Here is a 16,948-nt window from a genome sequence, read left to right on the forward strand (position 1 = left end):
GGATTAGCGCCAAGCACTGATTTCAAGATTGAGCATAAGTATTGAAGTAAATATGACTCTTATAGACGACAGCGATGTCGTCTTTTTTATCATCACTATAATTTTCACTATATATAATTTGTACCCTTGACTTTCCCCTATAGGGGAAGCTCTATACTGCTAGTAGGTTATAAAACTAAAGTCTAGCTTACACTAAATTAGATTGGATTGGAGGTTATATTATGTTCAAAATCAGTGAATTTTCTAGGTTAAGCAAGGTTTCCTTAAAAACGTTACGTTATTATGACCAGATTGGCATATTGAAGCCAAGCAAAGTCGATGACAGTACAGGTTACCGTTATTATTCAGCGGAACAGCTGCTAGAGCTTAACCGAATTTTAATTTATAAGGAATTGGGCTTCACTTTGCCTCAAATTTCACAGCTACTTCATGAGGATATTTCGGTCGAACATATTCAAGGGATGTTTAAGCTCAAAAAAAGCGAGATTGAAACGATTATTGAGACGGAGCAAACCAAGCTTGCACGCATTGAGGAGCGTATGCTGCTGATTGAAAAAGAGGGGCAAGCGGAAACAGGGCAAGAAATTAGAATTAAAGCGGAAGAGGCAAAGCTATTTCTTTACCTAAAAGCACGTGGGAGCACGGAAAATATTCCAACTTTATTTCACCAATTTCAGGACTTGTTAACCAATGAGTTTCAGCACTTAGCTCAAGGACCTCAGGTTGTTTTGTGGCGAGAAGTTGATGAAAAAGAGGATGAGTTCGAATTTGAGGTTGGTTATTTTGTAACTGAATCACATATGACGATCCCCCCTTCGCTCCAACTAAAAACACTTCCCGCTGAGCCGATGATGGCTACGATGGCATTTCAATCTAATGCTAAATTCGCAGCTACAGCTTGTGTTGACTTAGCGAAATGGATTCAAAAAAACAACTATCAGGTCAAGGAAAATGAACCTGGACGCGAAATTTATTTACCGCTGACTTCGACCCAAGATGCTCAGCTAATGGAAATACAAATTCCAATCAAAATTTATGATTAGAATTTTATTGAACTAATACAAAATAAAAGATCTACGGAGGTATGGAGTGAATTGAAAAATAAAGGGATCATTTATATTTTGGCTTTAGCCATTTTTCTCATTGGAACGATTGAGTACATTATTACGGGTGTCATAGATATGATGGCAGTGGACATGGGTGTGTCTACTTCAGAGGTTGGATTGTTTGTAACTGTATTTGCGCTTTCAGCAGCGATTATTGCACCCATTTTAATTGCATTAACGATAAATATGGATCGAAAAAAGCTACTATTAATTACACTTGGTATATTTATTGCTAGTAACGCACTTATGCTAACTAATCTTTCTTACGAAATTGTATTGTGGGTACGAATTATTCAAGGGGCTAGTGGCGGCATTACAACTGTAGTCGCTATGGCTGTTGCAACACGATTGGTAGAGCCAGAAAAAAGAGGGAATGCAATCGGTATTATTTTGATGGGGCTCAGTAGCTCCCTAGTGTTAGGTGTTCCAATCGGTACGTTTTTTAGTGAGTTATTTGGATGGCGGTTATTATTTATTTTCATCGGCTTGTTAAGCCTACTTCCATGGCTAATTATTTTCAAAAAGGTACCTTCTATTAAAGAAGAGGAAAAAGTGACGCTCAAAATACAGCTAGCGATTTTAGGGAATTCCAAAATATTAACGGCCTTAGTTATTACATTATTATATATTGGTGGTTACGCTACACTGTTCACTTATATTACACCTTTCTTACAAGCCACATCACAGCTCTCAATCACGCAAATAAGCGGCATTTTATTTTTAGCAGGTGTGTGTAGCTTTATAGGCTCAAAAATGGGTGGGCAATTGGCAGATGCTAAAGGCTCTAAGTTCACGATTCTACTTGGATTGCTGCTACAAGGCATAACACTGCTATTGTTTGCAGTCGCAGGCTTTAATCTTGTTGTATTAATTATTGTCCTTATGATTTTTATGCTAGCAACTTGGAGTATTTCTCCTGCTCAACAGTTATATTTGGTTACACTAGCACCACAAAATCCAGACATTGCACTTAGCGTAAACACTTCATTTATCCAGTTTGGGTTTGCATTAGGATCAGGATTAGGCGGGCTTGTCATTAGTCAAACCTCTGTCCAATATTTGAATTGGGTAGGTTTAGCTGCGGTAGCTCTCTCTTTATTGCTTGCCCTCTTACTGTTCAAAAGAATGAAACACACATCTTCCTTAACCCAAAATTAAAGCTCTAGCTCAAATGAAGACGCCATAAATCCAAGCTTGACTGAGTTTCATAAATAAAATATACTAGCTTACATAAAGTAATTTAGTTATATTTAGTTGGAATAAATTTTGTATTAACACTTAATCTAATCCATTTACGAAAGGTAGATGTTTTATGAAATTATTAGTCACTGGAGCAACAGGTCAGCTTGGGTCCCTTGTCGTTGAGGCTTTACTTAAAACTGTTCCTGCGGATCAGCTTGCTGTAAGTGTACGTGATCCTAAAAAGGCAGAGCATCTTCAAGCTCGTGGTGTAGATGTGCGTCAGGCTGATTTCACTTCTCCAATGTCTCTTGCTGCTGCATTTGCAGGCATTGATAAGCTGTTACTTATTTCATCCTCGGATGGAGATCGTGTTGCACAACATACGGCGGCGATTGAAGCGGCTAAAACGGCTGGCGTTAGCTTCATCGTGTACACAAGTGCACCAAATGCACAGAAAAGCTCATTTTTCCTCGTTAACGATCACCGTGCAACGGAAAATGCAATTATCGCTTCTGGCATTCCCTACTCTATTTTGCGTAACAACTGGTACTTAGAAAATGAAGCAGGCTCGATTAAGGGAGCAGCCGTAGGCGCACCATGGCTCACCATGGGTGGGTCAGGCAAAGTAGGCTGGGCATTACGCCAGGATTATGCCGAAGCTGCCGCAAATGTGCTTGCAGGTACAGGACATGAAAATAAAACTTATGAGCTTGCTGGGAAGCTTATTACGTATGATGAGCTTGCAGCAATTACGGCTGAAGTTTTAGGTAAAGACGTGCCAGTACAACACGTAGATGAAGACACCTATTCCGAAGCAATGAAAGCGGCTGGCGTGCCAGAACCCGTCATTCCTTTCTTAGTTGGCGTTCAAACCGCAATTGCAAATGGTTCACTTGCAGTGGATAGTAATGATCTTGAAGTTTTACTTGGTCGCAAAGTAACTCCATTAAGTCAAGGCATTGCTGAAATTGTAAAAGGCTAAGACAAAACCTTTCTCTAACGAATAACATAAAAAAGCGGTTGCCCTATGGAGACTACATTACTCCACGGGACAACCGTTTTTTACATGTCATCAACTTTTATAACAATCTCAATCGATTATTTCACCACAAGAACAGGCACGCGCGCATGCTGCACAACGTTATGGCTGACACTACCTAATACAAATTCACGAATGCCACCTAAACCACGACTACCAATAATAATGACATCATGACCGTTTTGCTTCGCATATTCTAAAATGGCTTCAGAGGGTGAGCCTTGAACAAGCTCTGTATGCCCGTTAATTCCCGCTTCCTCTATACGTCTAGTAGCATCATCTACCGTTTGCTGCGCCATGTCATAAAACTCCTGATGTACCGCTGGGGAAATGGGCACAAACCCTTCCGCTACATAAAATCTAGGAAAGTCATAGACATGGATCACGTCTAGCTTCACGCCGGGTGTTAGTTTTGTTAATTCCAACGCTTTATCTAGTGCCTTTTTGCTCGCCTTTGAACCATCATATGCTACAAGGATTTTATCGAATAACATCGTAAACACCCCTTTTACAAAATTAAATCACTACTTCTTCACTATTACCCATAAATTCATTTTTTAAAGCATACCATCCTATGCAAGAAACCTACGCACTAACTCTTTACCATAAAAAATATCCATATAAAATCGCGTTCAGTAATAAAAGAAACGGAATCCCAATGCGAAAGCTAGCATGTTTTGTTTTATGCCTTTTGCTTTTCATACCGATGAACGTGCCTGCTGCTCCACCAATCGCTGCTAGCAAAAATAACGTTCGTTCAGGGATACGCTCTCGCCTTTGGCGAGCCCTTGCTTTATCATCTGCCATCGCGATATAGGCAACTAAATTAATAAATATAAACCACAGAAGCAGACCCGTCTTCATGGCCTCCCCTCCTTTAGTTCTATTATAAATCGATCCTCTACTAAAATCGATGACTTACTGACAAGAAAACACGCTATCATTCTAAACAAGATTTCTAGATCGAGTAATATTTTTATAATATATGAATCAATATCCTAATTATTGACAAATATTTCTTTCTATGTTCCAATTAAATTGGATTCAAAATACTAACTTAAAATATAAAAGATGGTTGGTGTAATGTAGATGAAAAAGATCTTTTTAGCCGCTCCATTTAAAAGTCTAGTAAACGAAGCCAACATGATGCAAGAAGAAGCCAAAGCTGAGATTTCAAATTTAATTGCTTATTTAGAGAACAAAGGCTATGAGGTTCACAATGCCCACAAACGTGAAGAATGGGGCAAGCAATTTATGACGCCACCTCAATGTACAGAAATTGATTTTAATGAAATTAAAGCTTGTGATCTATTTATTGCTTTTCCAGGAAACCCAGCCTCCCCTGGTACTCATATTGAAATTGGTTGGGCATCCGCATTACAAAAAAAGATCATTCTCCTTCTCCACAAAAATGAAGAGGATTATGCATACCTTATTCGTGGGTTACATACTGTAGCCAATGTCACTTACATTATCTATGACAATGCAGAACATTATTACGAGCAACTAAATAACTACGTTTAGGAGGTGTTTTCGTTGAAATACGCCAACCTTCAAGATGCTTATTTAGACAATCTACGAAATGTGTATGAACATCCTGAATTTATAAATAAGCCACGTGGAAATGTCAGCAAAGAAACATTAAACCTATCCTTTATCATTACGAACCCCATGAATCGATATTGCACAGTGAAGACAAGAAAAAGTAATATTATTTTTAACTTTGCCGAAGCATTATGGTACTTATCTGGTAGTAATGAGCTTAACTTCATTGAATATTACGCAAAAAACATGGCTAAATACTCCGCAGATGGATCGATCTTAACTGGAACCGCGTATGGACCTAAAATATTTTCGTACGGTGAGCACCATATAAATCAATGGGCTAGATTAATAGAACTATTTAAAGAAGATAGAGACAGTAAAAGAGCTTTTATTTCTATCTTTGACCCACATGAAGATTTATCCCTTCAAAATATCGATGTATCCTGCACAATTGGACTACAGTTTTTTATTAGAGAGGATGCCTTATTTTTATCCACCTTTATGAGAGCTAATGATGCCTATCGCGGACTGTTAAGTGATATATTTTCATTTACCTTTCTTCAAGAGGTATTTGCCGCTCAGCTAGGGCTCAGAGTAGGACACTATTGCCACAACGTAGCAACCACCCACATTTACGATACTGACTTTACAAGAGTTGAAGCCTTGTTAGCCACACCTCCCGAGCAGAGTCACTCTTTTGAACTTCCAAGAATCCCCTCACAGCAAATATGGGAAAACATAAATACTGTTCTTCGTTATGAACAGCAACTAAGAGAAGGAAACATCACGTTGTCTTCAAAGGCCATCCACGACATCAATGTTGCTCCCTATTGGAAACAGATCATTTTTTTATTTGCACTATATCAGCGTATTATAAAAGAAAATTGTATAGATTTTGATTTGTTTCATAACTTACACCCTTTATATCAATATTTGGTCCAAAATAAATGGGAAAATCTATTTAAGGAGATATCCAAAAATGGAAACGTCATGGAAAGATAAGTCAGTTTCAGAACAATTTAATTTATACAACGATATGTTGGAGGATATTTTAGGCTTTCAATGTATTTTTAATCTGATTGAGCACAATCAAAATATACGTCACATTTTAGATTACGGCTGTGGACCTGGGAAGGTATCGGAAAGGTTAGCTCAGCGCAACCCACACTACAATATTTTTGCAGTGGATGAATCCCAAGAAATGATCGATATCGCCTCATCTATAAGAAAACATGACAACATTAGCTATCACTGCATTCATAACAACAATCTAGCATTTATTGATTCTAATAGTATAGATTGCGCCATTATTTGCTTTGTCATTATTAATAACGCCCAGCGAAATCAAATTATTACGATGTTAGCTGAAGTTTATCGCGTGCTCAAACCAAAAGGGCAACTCATCCTACTAGATTCAAATCCAAATGCAACTGGGATTTCCTTCACTACCTTTACCAACGGAGAAAGGGGGATACGCTACCGATCTGGGGATAAAAAGAAGCAATTTTTAAAAGTGGAAGGTCAGCCTGATTTGATTTTGCACGATTGGTATTGGTCTAAGCAGGATTACATTGAATGGATATCGATGACTGGATTTGAATCGATTCATATTACAGAAGCAACCATTGGACATCTGCCACAAAAGGCAAGAGTCATGTATGAACAGCAATACCAATTTAACGATTGGGGAAATGAAGTGACGATACCCCCATTTATTGTGTTTCATGCTTTTAAATCCAGCTAAATCTAGTTAAATCTAGCTAGCAAAATTTGAAAGGAGTATATGTCATGAAAACTAAAAAAATTCATTTATTTTTATTAAGTATGGTAATGATTGTTTCGTTTGGACTTTTTCCTTTTTCAGTCTTAGCTGCAGTTGACACTAACAACCAATCCCCAACGACGATTAACGTTGCTTTATATGGGTATGTGCCCGATACAGAGCGATTTGAGAACGCAGTGAAAAAAGCTTGGAATGCGATCGAACCTAACGTACAGCTTAACTTTGTCGATTGGGATTGCTATGAGGAAGAGCCTAATCAAAATTTAGATGTGTTTGTGTTTGATTCCATTTATCTTCAGCATTATGTGTCGGAAGGTTATTTATTGCCGATAGCACCAAATGAAATTCAAGACAAGGACGATTTGCTCCCCTTTGCTCTGTCAGGCACAACGATGAATGGTAACATTTATGCGCTCCCCCAAATCATATGTACTAATCTATTATATTATCGAAAAAATGATACTCAGATCCAAAATGTCAACACAGTGACTGATTTATATCAAATATTAGGAGATAGACAAAGCAATACAATCATTCCAGCTCCAAATGAAGGCTTATTATTTGATATGTCAGGTGGAACTACTAAAGTCTGCTTATATTTAGATGCACTTATCGATCAGACGGGGTTGTATACAACCTATACGCAGCTTCCAACCAGCTTTAAGCCGCAGGTCGTTTCCTACTTGGAAATGTTCCAATCGATGGCTGGTAAAGCGCAAGCAAATTACTGGCCAGATAACAATGATGCCTATATTAGAGGAAAATGGTTTTCAGAGGGGAAAGGTCGAACCTATCTAGGTTATACCGAAGCCATGTCTACGATGGGCAACTTTGTAAACGACATCGATTTTAAAACGATTTCTTATAGCCGTTTCGACAATATTCCTATCTTTTACGGGGATGTGATTGGAATTAACGCAAACATTAGCACGGAAAAGAAAGACCTTGCTATTAAGCTAATGAACACAATTGGCGCGAAGGACACGATGGTAGATGCACTTTCTCCAGATCAAAACAACCTTTACCCTCAATATTTATTACCCGCTCGGGAAAGTGTTTACGATACGATGAATGTAACTTATCCGATTTACGGTAAGCTTCGTACGATTGCAACCAATCCAGCCAATAAGCTGTTTTTAATCGGACCAGAGATTAATGAATGGATGCCAAATGCAAAATCAGTGATTAAGAATTTATTAAATCAAGCAAGCGCTGTCCCTACCTATCTATCTAATCACGCAGCCTAATATTATACTATTTTTTCCTTGATTTTAAATTATAGTATGATATTATCTAAGACAATTACAGATATGACACATGCGGGGGGACTACGTTGTAGTTGAGAAGGTAAAACCTGACCCTTTGAACCTGATGGTTAATACCAACGTAGGGAAGCAATCAAGTATTTACACTGTTACAGTGGCATAAGTGATACATTGTTATTTCTTATGTTATCCTTGTATGTACAGGAGCTTCCAAATATTTATTTTGGGGCTCCTTTTTATTTTGTAATCCTAATTCTAATCCTAGTCATTCTACTAGTAGTTTTCCCGAATAACAGGAACATAGGAGGAAAAAATATGAAAAAGGTACTTAGTATCGCTGGATCTGATTGTAGTGGTGGCGCAGGTATTCAAGCCGATTTAAAAACTTTTTCGGCACATGGTGTGTTTGGGATGAGTGTCATCGTGTCCGTAGTGGCAGAAAACACAAGCCGTGTCATTGATATTCAGGATGTATCCCCAGATATGATTAAAAAACAAATTGATGCTGTATTTGAGGATATTGAGGTGGATGCTGTAAAAGTAGGGATGTTGTCTACCGATGAATGTATGTTTGCGGTTGCTGAAAAGCTAAAGGAATACAAACCAGCTAACGTGGTCATTGATCCTGTCATGTACGCTAAAAATGGAAGTGCACTTATGGACCCCGCTGCCATTGATACGCTTATCAAGGTGATTATCCCCCTTGCGGATGTGTTAACTCCCAACATCCCTGAGGCTGAAAAAATTGCAAATATGCAAATTACATCGCTTGCGGATATGGAAGCCGCTGCAAAAAAAATATGCGAGATGGGCTGTAAAGGGATTGTTGTAAAAGGTGGACATGCTACTGGAAACGCGATTGATGTGCTATTTGATGGCAAGGAATTTCATTATTTTGAAATCGAACGGATTTCAACTAAAAATACACACGGCACAGGCTGTACGTTCTCATCTGCGATTGCATCACAGCTTGCTAATGGACACAGCATGAAGGATGCCGTAGCGCAAGCCAAGACGTATGTAACCACTGCAATTGAACATTCACTTAGCATCGGGAAAGGGCATGGACCAACCCATCATTTCTATGACCTTTATAAGCATGGATTACGCAATGAGTTAAAGAAGGAGCTACAACCTTTAGAAAAAGAATCAAAATGAGGAAATGAGAATGAGCAATAAGAATGAGGGAATGAAAATGAACGTAGATTATACTCTTTATCTAGTAACGGATCGCAGGTTAATGAGTACAGCAACCTTGTCAGAGGCGGTAGAGCAAGCGATTTTAGGTGGCTGTACGATGGTGCAATTAAGAGAAAAGGAAGCATCGGCTTCTTCCTTTTTTAAGCTCGCAGAGGAAATTAAACAAATTACAGATCGTTATGAAGTTCCACTTATTATTAATGATCGCATTGATATTGCCCTAGCTGTTGGGGCTGCAGGGGTGCATGTTGGTCAAAACGACATCCCTGCCTCTGCCGTACGTAACTTCATTCCTCACAATATGCTGCTAGGTGTATCTGCCGCTTCAGTTGATGAAGCCATTCAGGCACAACGTGATGGTGCGGATTATTTAGGGATTGGGGCGATGTTCCCTACAGGTACCAAGGACGATGCTAGAGCTGTGACGATGGACGAGTTACGTAAAATCAAGCAAGCGGTAACGATCCCCATCGTTGCCATTGGTGGGATTAATAAACATAATATTGACTCCTTCCCCCCTATGAATATCGATGGTGTGGCAATTGTATCTGCGATTATAGCGGAGTCAGATATTAAAGGCGCAGCAAAACAATTAAAGTGTCTCTTTCAACAGGAGGATCAGAATACACGATGAATTTTAAGGCAGCAATTTTTGATTTAGATGGGACTTTATTAGCATCCATGCAGGTATGGGAAAAAATCGACATCGCTTTTCTAACGAAAAGAGGTTTGCCCGTGCCAGACAATTATGTCAATGAAATTTGTGCACGTAGCTTCGAGGAAGCAGCGGAATATACAATTCAATTGTTTAATTTATCCGAAAGTGTAGAAGATATTGTAGCAGAATGGAATGTCATGGCAGCACATGAATATGCTCACAATGTTGGCTTGATGCCATTTACCTATGATTATATTTTAAAATTAAAAGCCGCAGGGATTAAAATTGCCGCTGCAACAGGATTACCTGAAAAATTGTACAAGCCTTGTCTTATTCAAAATGGAATTTACGAGCTATTTGATTTTACATGTTCGGTTGATGATGTCCATCGTGGAAAACAGTCCTCCGATATATATATTTATGCAGCTAAGCATTTAGGGGTGGAGGCCCAACACTGTATTGCGTTTGAGGATGTTTTACCTGCTGTACAAAGTGCAAAACGTGCAGGGATGATCACTTATGGCGTTTATGATCAATATTCCGCGCACCATGAGGAACAAATTAGAGCAATCGCAGATGGCTATCTGTATAGCTTCGAGCATGCGCCGTTGCCAACAAAATAAGTTTTGTAAAATATAAACGTTCTTGGATCTTAGGATTATTCCCTTAAATGAATCCAAGAACGTTTATTTCCTTTGGCTTTTCCATTTTTAAAATACGATTAGGTTATTTAGATTGTTTAGGTTATTGTGGTAGATACGGATAAATTATTTGTGTTTGATGTTGACGTGGATGTGACAACGAAGTTAACGACTTCTACCACAACAGATGCTCCAATAACTAACGCTGAATTGATGACTAAGTTAGAAGTAGTTAATGTGCTTAATCCCCCACGCTGCATAACGCCATTAACATACAAATTGTAATATCCACTAGCAGTTGGAACAACAAGCCCTCCTGCGGGTACGGTTGTTCCGCTATTATTCGTAAATCTAGTCGCAACAACCGTTGTGGTTGAGCCCAAAATATCTCCAAGAACAATTGTAGCAGTATAGCGATTCACTGTTGGTACCAAGGAAGTTGTAGTTGTTGTGCTCACACTACCGGTAATTGCACTCTGCACATTAAATTGCTGTCGTATAACCGGCATTCAAATTCCCCCTTACCAATAGCGTAATGATTATATATTATATGTGCTAAGAGGGATATTCGCTTGGACTTTATACTAAAAATTACTAGATTAGTAGAAAAGTTTAATAGACAAATAAACAAATAAAAACAACCAGCCACCCTATATGTTAGGTGACTAGTTGCTTGAAAATCATTTGTAAGTTACCTGATTTTTATTATTTATCCTGCTTCTCTAACGCCGCCTTCAGCAAATCACCAAGGTTGGAGCCAATCGTTTCTTTCTTGGCATATTGCTTCACAAGCTTTTGTTGCTCATGCTTGCTGACTCGACCTGCGTCTTTTTTCATCGTTTCAATCACACCGCACGTTAAGCATTGCACATAAAGCCCTGCTTTGCCTTCCTTCATTTCCATCTTTTTATGGCATTGTGGGCAACGACGGTTGGATAATCGCTTCTCTCCTGATCGCTTATAGCCACAGTCGTCCTTCGGACATACAAGCATTAAGCCGCGCTTCGATTTTTTCTCTAACATTCTAGTCCCACATTCAGGGCAAAAATGGTTTGAAACATTGTGCGCCTTATAGCTCGCATCACTTTGCTTTACGCCAGCTACAAGCTCCTCTGCCATTTTACGAATACCTACAAGGAATGGTTCAGGTTTTCCTTGCCCCTTGGCAATCCGCTCAAGCTCTGCTTCCCATTTCGCAGTAAGCTGGGGTGTTCTTAGATCAGCAGGTGCAAGCTGAATTAGTTGCTTTCCTTTACCCGTTGGATGAAGCAGATTCCCTTGACGCTCAATCGTATCAGAATTCACCAACTTTTCAATAATATCCGCTCGTGTTGCTGGTGTGCCTAAACCATGCTTCTCCATTTGACCAAGCAAGGCTGCTTCTGTATAACGTTTTGGCGGTAATGTGCGTCCTGGCTGTACCTGACAACGTTTTACAACCACAGCTTCACCTTCACGAAGCTCTGGCAATAACCCTGCCTTTTCTTCCTCATCCTCGTTTTCATCGTCTTCCATCAACTGTCCGTCATAGACGATACGCCAACCACTTTCCTTCATTGTTGTGCCTTTAGCGTGAAGCTTCTCGCCAGCCACTTCAAGCTCGACTGTAACCTGATCGTATTTTGCAGGTGGATAAAACAAGCTAATAAAACGACGCACGATGAGATCATACAGCTTACGTTCTTCTGAATTTAAGTTATTTAGAAGTACAGTTTGCTCTGTAGGGATAATGGCATGGTGATCAGTTACCTTGCTATCATCCACAACCCTTTTGCCTAAAGCTATCGGCTTGCGTGCTACATCCCCAGCAGTTTTCGCATATGGGCCAACAGCTACACTTGTAAGTCGCTCCTTCAAGGTTGCGACCATATCAGAGGTCAAATATCTGGAATCTGTACGTGGATACGTCACTAGCTTATGTTGTTCATATAGCTTTTGTAGAACATTGGAAGTCATTTTAGCTGAAAAGCCTAATATACGGTTGGCATCACGTTGTAATTCTGTCAAATCATACGCTTGTGGAGGTGGCACAACCTTTTCATTTTTTTTCAGCTTCACAATTTTTCCGCTACGTCCATCTAACTTGCCTTTTAATGTTTGCACTTGTCCTTCATCAAAAATTCGTGCATCCCCGTTACTGCCCCGCCATAATGCTCCGAAATTGTCCAGTTGGACGCGCAAGGTATGATACGGTTGGGATACGAAGCTTGTAATCTCCTGCTCACGTTGCATGATCATCCCTAAGGTTGGTGTTTGCACGCGTCCTGCTGATAAAGGCGAACCAAATTTACAGGTTAACGCTCTCGTTACATTTAAACCAATCATCCAGTCTGCCTCGGCGCGACAACGTGCGGAATGATATAGTCTTTCAAATTGCTGACCTGGTTTTAAGGAAGCAAAGCCATCTTTGATTGCTTTATCTGTCTGAGATGAAATCCATAGACGCTTAAAGGGTTTATTCCATTTGACCATGTTCATGATCCATCTAGCTAGCAGCTCCCCTTCTCTAGCCGCATCAGTCGCAACAATCAATTCACTAACATCTGGACGACGCATTAATTGGCTTACTGCTTTAAATTGATGATTCGTTTCCCGAAGTACCTTGAGCTTCATATGCCCGGGTAAAATCGGTAAATCCTCTAGCTCCCATTGCTTATATTTCTTATCGTAATCCTCAGGCTCCGCTAGTCCAACCAAATGACCTAACGCCCAAGTCACGATATACTTTGGTCCTTCAAAATAACTTTTATGCTTGTCTCGGCTACCCATGACACGGGCAATTTCTTTGGCAACCGACGGCTTTTCTGCTAACACTAAAATTTTCATGGATGTATTTGTGACACTCCTTTCATAAAGGTTTATTATAACATTTTTTTAAAAGGTAATTTATGTGTACCCATTTTAAACTCAAAATCCATACACACTATAAAATAAATTGTATCCTTAATTGTTAATAAGTCCCTAGCTTAATGCTTTTATATGACTATACGTGCTAAAATAATGAAGAAACTAATTCATTTATTAAGCACTTTAGCTAGGAGGGCTTTGTATCGCTACAGTTAGACGGCTTGACACAGATTTAGATTTACAAGATGCACAAAATCGTAAGTTACCCATTCGGGTATTTGAAAATAACCACTATATAGAGTCAGGCAGTATTATATTAAGATTCACCGCAGACACCGTCATTACGCAAAAAGGTGTGAGCGAGATCAGTTACCATAATCGGGACAGCTGTCAGTTTTTTGAGCTTAGAAGAAATTAAAGCTTACCTCCATGCCCCTTGCGACGGTGAGTCACTTTGAGGAGCCTCTACGTGAAAGTTGTTTTCCGCTTGAATGAGTAGTATGAGCAGATGCAGATGGCTTCCACTCCACTTCTCTTGTTTCAGGGGGCTGCTCTAATATCGCTTTTGCCTCCTCCCAATCCCTTTCCTTAAAATGATGAATGATATCATTAAGCTCATTGCGATCTAGCAATAATACGTGATTAACCCCCGCCAAAATTCGAGCTGCTTCTGTGAATCTGCCTGACGTTAAAACAATCGCCCGTTGCGCCTTATAATAGCGCATTGAGCCGTATATTTCTTGAACCGCACTAAGCCCAACCGGATTCGACACTCCATATCTTTTGGCTTGAATCACACATCGAAGTCCCCTCGTATCTTGAAATACAAGATCTGCCCCAAAATCTCTACTTGCCGTTGTTTTATATATTTCCTCATAATGAAGTTCATTTAATAGATGGTATAAATATTGTTCAAACTCACTACCATCCTCCATTCGATCGATATCCTTAATGCTAATTTTATAAGGATTTGCTTGACTTAGTTTACGCGCAAAATTAGATTTTCTCCACCTAAAAACAACATATACAAGTATACCCACACACACCAACAGCATTAAACCATAATAAAATAAAGGGTTGTCGTTATTCATCTGACGCTCCAATCGGAATTTATATATTTCATATATTAAATAAGAGTCTATTTAAAAATCAGCGCTTGACAGTGTTATGAGGAAGTAGGCTATGGTGCAGAGAGTGGCTTCAACCGCTGTTAAGTTCCCATTTTCTTTTATAATATTTGAATGGCGATGAAAATGAGACCTTAAAGGCGGCCGCTATCGCTTTTCCACCATCTCTCTGCCCCTCCGCTAAGCATGTTTATTGTCAAGCACTGATTTCAAGATTGAGCCTTTAATAAATACAAATTTATCTTTTCATTCTATTATATCTCGCTAGCCTACTAATCCAAAGCACAGCAGGCAAAATATGCAACATAACACAAACAACGCAACAAAGATCAAAACAACATCTATTAACTTTTCTACATTGAATACTATGAAAGAGTAATAAAACTCATGCTGTAGACCGAGTTTAAATCCTTCTGTGGCTGAATGTAACGGAACTTCTCACAATCTATACTCAATATAAGAAAAAACGTGAGACAGCGTTGAGAAAACATATAGAAATGAGGAGAGTATTATGATTTCATATTTTTTCAGAAAAAAGCACAGTAAACATTCCAATAAAACTAAAGATATAAGTGCTGTGGAGCAGTGTCTCCAAAATAACGTTAATCAAAAGATAGTTGACAAAAGTCTAGCTGAGCATCAGCTTCATCTTATAAACTACGAAACGTATTCAACTTCAAGAAAAATAATTTAAAAAAATACAATAGGAGCAAATAGAAATGAAAACAACCAATACGAAGTTATTATTTCATTATATATTATGGACCTTTCTCATCACTTATTGCTCATGGGGAATTCTAATCTTAGCTAGTCAAGTTGAATGGTTAAAATTCGGTTCACCTTTAGGTATGACGCTGTTAACTATAGGTGGGAACGCACCACCCATTGTTGCTTATTTTATTTTAAGACGGCAAGGTAAAATTACAGGCATCAAAGCCTATATAAAGGAAGCTTTTGCAATTAAACAACCCTTTCATGCATACATAGTCGTATTTTTACTCACCGCTACGTATTTTGGTATTCCAGCTCTTCTAGGTGGGATAACACCTAATTTTCCCGTCTATATTGCGATATTATCTATCCCCCTCATGGTGATTGGAGGCGGATTAGAAGAATTAGGATGGCGTTTTCTCCTACAACCACGACTTGAAAAGTCACTTGGATTTATAAAGGCAACCCTTGTTACAGCTTGCATCTGGTCTGTATGGCATCTCCCCCTATTTTTTATTAAGGGCACAAGCCAATATAATTGGAATTTCGGGCTATTTAGCATTATGATTATAGGGATGTCAGTTGCACTTGCCGTCATTTATCGAATGACTCAGAGCATCTGGTTATGTATTTTATTCCATAGTGTCATCAATGCTTTTTTATCCTCTTGGGAAATAGATGAAAGTCTTTTCATCAAATTAGCTACGTCCGTTGGTGTAACCCTAGTTGCCCTTAGCTTGCTATGGATAAGACGTAATAAAACAGGCTTAACACCAAAAAAATCCATCTAACGTATCGGAGAGATTATTTATGTCATTTACCGTTTCTATTAAATGGTTGCTAGCTCGTTTGTACGAACCAGATATCGTCATTATTGATTGTAGAGCTTGGATGAATGAACCCACATTAGGACATCAAAAATACACTGAATCCCACCTCCCTCGTGCGGTTTACTTAGATTTAGACAAAGACCTATCTGCTCCAATCCAAGGGCATGGCGGTCGTCACCCATTACCAGATGTAGCCTCTATGGTGAAAACATTCAGTAAAGCAGGGATTACACAGGAGCATCGCGTCATCATTTATGATGATCAGCAAGGTATGGTTGCCGCTAGAGTATGGTGGATGCTTCAGTATTTAGGACATGAAAAAGCGTATGTCATGGAGCAAGGCTTTACGGCATGGGAACAAGCAAAATTTCCTGTATCAAAGGAGCAACCGATTGTCATTCCAGCCTCCTTTGAGCCAAAGGTTAATCAGGAATGGTTAGTGAGTATGAATGAGGTTGCTGAAATCGTTAGGAGTCTCCATCAAAAAGAGCAAAGGGATTTAACTGATGATACTGACAACACTGCTTTCCTTGAAAAACAGGTTATTCTTATTGATTCCAGAGAAAACCGCCGTTACCTTGGGCTAGAAGAACCGATTGATACTAAAGCAGGGCATATTCCTGGGGCTGTAAATTACTTTTGGAAGGATGTATTACAAGAGGATGGCAGTTTTAAAAGTAAGGAGCAACTACAGCAGCACTTTGCAGAGCTTATTGAAATAGCGAATTCAAATTCCACAGACTCAGCGCACTACAATACTGGCTACGATACCCCAATTATCGTGTATTGTGGTTCAGGCGTGTCTGCATGTCCTAACATAATGGCGTTGAAGACTGTAGGGTTCACAAATGTGAAGCTGTATGGTGGGAGCTGGAGTGATTGGATTTCGTATGAGGGGAATGCGGTGGCGACGGGGGAAGAGTAAAAATTTTAAACATTCAGCGCTCCTCGCAGATTTGCTTCCCTGCAGTGATCTTCTCCTGTATAATTAGATAATTTAGGTTATCTATTTTT

Annotated in this window: 17 protein-coding genes and 1 riboswitch; of the genes, 12 read left to right on the plus strand and 5 right to left on the minus strand. The window is 39.2% G+C overall.

Annotated features, from left to right (window positions below; translation table 11 throughout):
• The first annotated feature begins 221 nt into the window (after positions 1-221).
• The 3 genes from J2Z32_RS05960 to J2Z32_RS05970 all read left to right on the plus strand — a co-directional run bounded on the left by J2Z32_RS05960 (position 222) and on the right by J2Z32_RS05970 (position 3,270).
• The gene (locus J2Z32_RS05960) at positions 222-1,043 is read left to right on the plus strand and encodes a MerR family transcriptional regulator (RefSeq protein ID WP_210088265.1); all 822 of its coding nucleotides are present in this window, start codon (positions 222-224) and stop codon (positions 1,041-1,043) included.
• Positions 1,044-1,094: 51 nt separating this feature from the next.
• The gene (locus J2Z32_RS05965) at positions 1,095-2,264 is read left to right on the plus strand and encodes an MFS transporter (RefSeq protein WP_210088266.1); all 1,170 of its coding nucleotides are present in this window, start codon (positions 1,095-1,097) and stop codon (positions 2,262-2,264) included.
• A gap of 154 nt (positions 2,265-2,418) precedes the next feature.
• Entirely contained in the window at positions 2,419-3,270 is an 852-nt protein-coding gene (locus tag J2Z32_RS05970) for an SDR family oxidoreductase (protein ID WP_210088267.1), read from the plus strand.
• A 116-nt stretch (positions 3,271-3,386) separates the two neighbouring features.
• Here J2Z32_RS05970 and J2Z32_RS05975 read toward each other — a convergent pair whose 3' ends face one another.
• Both J2Z32_RS05975 and J2Z32_RS05980 read right to left on the minus strand, forming a co-directional pair.
• Positions 3,387-3,821 carry a universal stress protein gene (locus J2Z32_RS05975; RefSeq protein WP_210088268.1) on the minus strand — a complete coding sequence of 145 codons (435 nt, stop codon included), beginning with the start codon at positions 3,819-3,821 and terminating at the stop codon, positions 3,387-3,389.
• A gap of 106 nt (positions 3,822-3,927) precedes the next feature.
• Positions 3,928-4,191, minus strand: a complete 264-nt coding sequence (locus J2Z32_RS05980) for a DUF1294 domain-containing protein (protein WP_210088269.1) — start codon at positions 4,189-4,191, stop codon at positions 3,928-3,930.
• A 225-nt stretch (positions 4,192-4,416) separates the two neighbouring features.
• Here J2Z32_RS05980 and J2Z32_RS05985 point away from each other — a divergent pair, with 225 nt between their 5' ends.
• From J2Z32_RS05985 to J2Z32_RS06015, 7 genes are all read left to right on the plus strand, one after another.
• On the plus strand, positions 4,417-4,851 hold the full coding sequence (locus tag J2Z32_RS05985; RefSeq protein WP_210088270.1) for a nucleoside 2-deoxyribosyltransferase: 435 nt from the start codon (positions 4,417-4,419) through the stop codon (positions 4,849-4,851).
• Between the two features lie 12 nt (positions 4,852-4,863).
• Entirely contained in the window at positions 4,864-5,874 is a 1,011-nt protein-coding gene (locus tag J2Z32_RS05990; protein WP_210088271.1) for a thymidylate synthase, read from the plus strand.
• Complete coding sequence (locus tag J2Z32_RS05995) at positions 5,852-6,616, plus strand: class I SAM-dependent methyltransferase (protein WP_210088272.1); 765 nt, start codon at positions 5,852-5,854, stop codon at positions 6,614-6,616. Before J2Z32_RS05990 ends, J2Z32_RS05995 begins: the two co-directional genes overlap by 23 nt.
• 44 nt (positions 6,617-6,660) lie before the next feature.
• Positions 6,661-7,902: a thiamine pyridinylase gene (gene bcmE / locus J2Z32_RS06000; RefSeq protein ID WP_210088273.1), complete on the plus strand. Its 1,242-nt coding sequence runs from the start codon at positions 6,661-6,663 to the stop codon at positions 7,900-7,902.
• A gap of 64 nt (positions 7,903-7,966) precedes the next feature.
• Positions 7,967-8,066, plus strand: a riboswitch (TPP riboswitch).
• Between the two features lie 169 nt (positions 8,067-8,235).
• A complete protein-coding gene (gene thiD / locus J2Z32_RS06005; RefSeq protein WP_210088274.1) occupies positions 8,236-9,078 on the plus strand; it encodes a bifunctional hydroxymethylpyrimidine kinase/phosphomethylpyrimidine kinase in 843 nt (280 codons plus the stop codon).
• 10 nt (positions 9,079-9,088) lie between these two features.
• Positions 9,089-9,754 (plus strand): thiamine phosphate synthase, encoded by a 666-nt coding sequence (gene thiE / locus J2Z32_RS06010; protein ID WP_245251238.1) that lies wholly within the window; start codon positions 9,089-9,091, stop codon positions 9,752-9,754.
• Positions 9,751-10,401 (plus strand): HAD family hydrolase, encoded by a 651-nt coding sequence (locus J2Z32_RS06015; protein ID WP_210088275.1) that lies wholly within the window; start codon positions 9,751-9,753, stop codon positions 10,399-10,401. The genes thiE and J2Z32_RS06015 overlap by 4 nt, the downstream gene beginning before the upstream one ends.
• Positions 10,402-10,517: 116 nt before the next feature.
• On the opposite strand, the gene J2Z32_RS06020 is transcribed toward J2Z32_RS06015, so the two are convergent.
• From J2Z32_RS06020 to J2Z32_RS06030, 3 genes are all read right to left on the minus strand, one after another.
• Positions 10,518-10,928, minus strand: coding sequence for a DUF4183 domain-containing protein (locus tag J2Z32_RS06020; protein WP_210088276.1), 411 nt, complete (start codon positions 10,926-10,928; stop codon positions 10,518-10,520).
• 196 nt (positions 10,929-11,124) lie between these two features.
• Positions 11,125-13,245 carry a DNA topoisomerase III gene (locus J2Z32_RS06025; protein WP_210088277.1) on the minus strand — a complete coding sequence of 707 codons (2,121 nt, stop codon included), beginning with the start codon at positions 13,243-13,245 and terminating at the stop codon, positions 11,125-11,127.
• Between the two features lie 470 nt (positions 13,246-13,715).
• Complete coding sequence (locus J2Z32_RS06030) at positions 13,716-14,357, minus strand: restriction endonuclease (protein WP_210088278.1); 642 nt, start codon at positions 14,355-14,357, stop codon at positions 13,716-13,718.
• A gap of 755 nt (positions 14,358-15,112) precedes the next feature.
• On the opposite strand from J2Z32_RS06030, the gene J2Z32_RS06035 reads away from it, so the two are divergent.
• Both J2Z32_RS06035 and J2Z32_RS06040 read left to right on the plus strand, forming a co-directional pair.
• Positions 15,113-15,895 (plus strand): CPBP family intramembrane glutamic endopeptidase, encoded by a 783-nt coding sequence (locus tag J2Z32_RS06035; RefSeq protein ID WP_210088279.1) that lies wholly within the window; start codon positions 15,113-15,115, stop codon positions 15,893-15,895.
• A gap of 19 nt (positions 15,896-15,914) precedes the next feature.
• Complete coding sequence (locus J2Z32_RS06040) at positions 15,915-16,859, plus strand: sulfurtransferase (protein ID WP_210088280.1); 945 nt, start codon at positions 15,915-15,917, stop codon at positions 16,857-16,859.
• Positions 16,860-16,948: the final 89 nt, after the last annotated feature.

It is taken from the genome of Paenibacillus turicensis (genome assembly GCF_017873435.1).
Lineage (GTDB): Bacteria > Bacillota > Bacilli > Paenibacillales > Paenibacillaceae > Fontibacillus > Fontibacillus turicensis.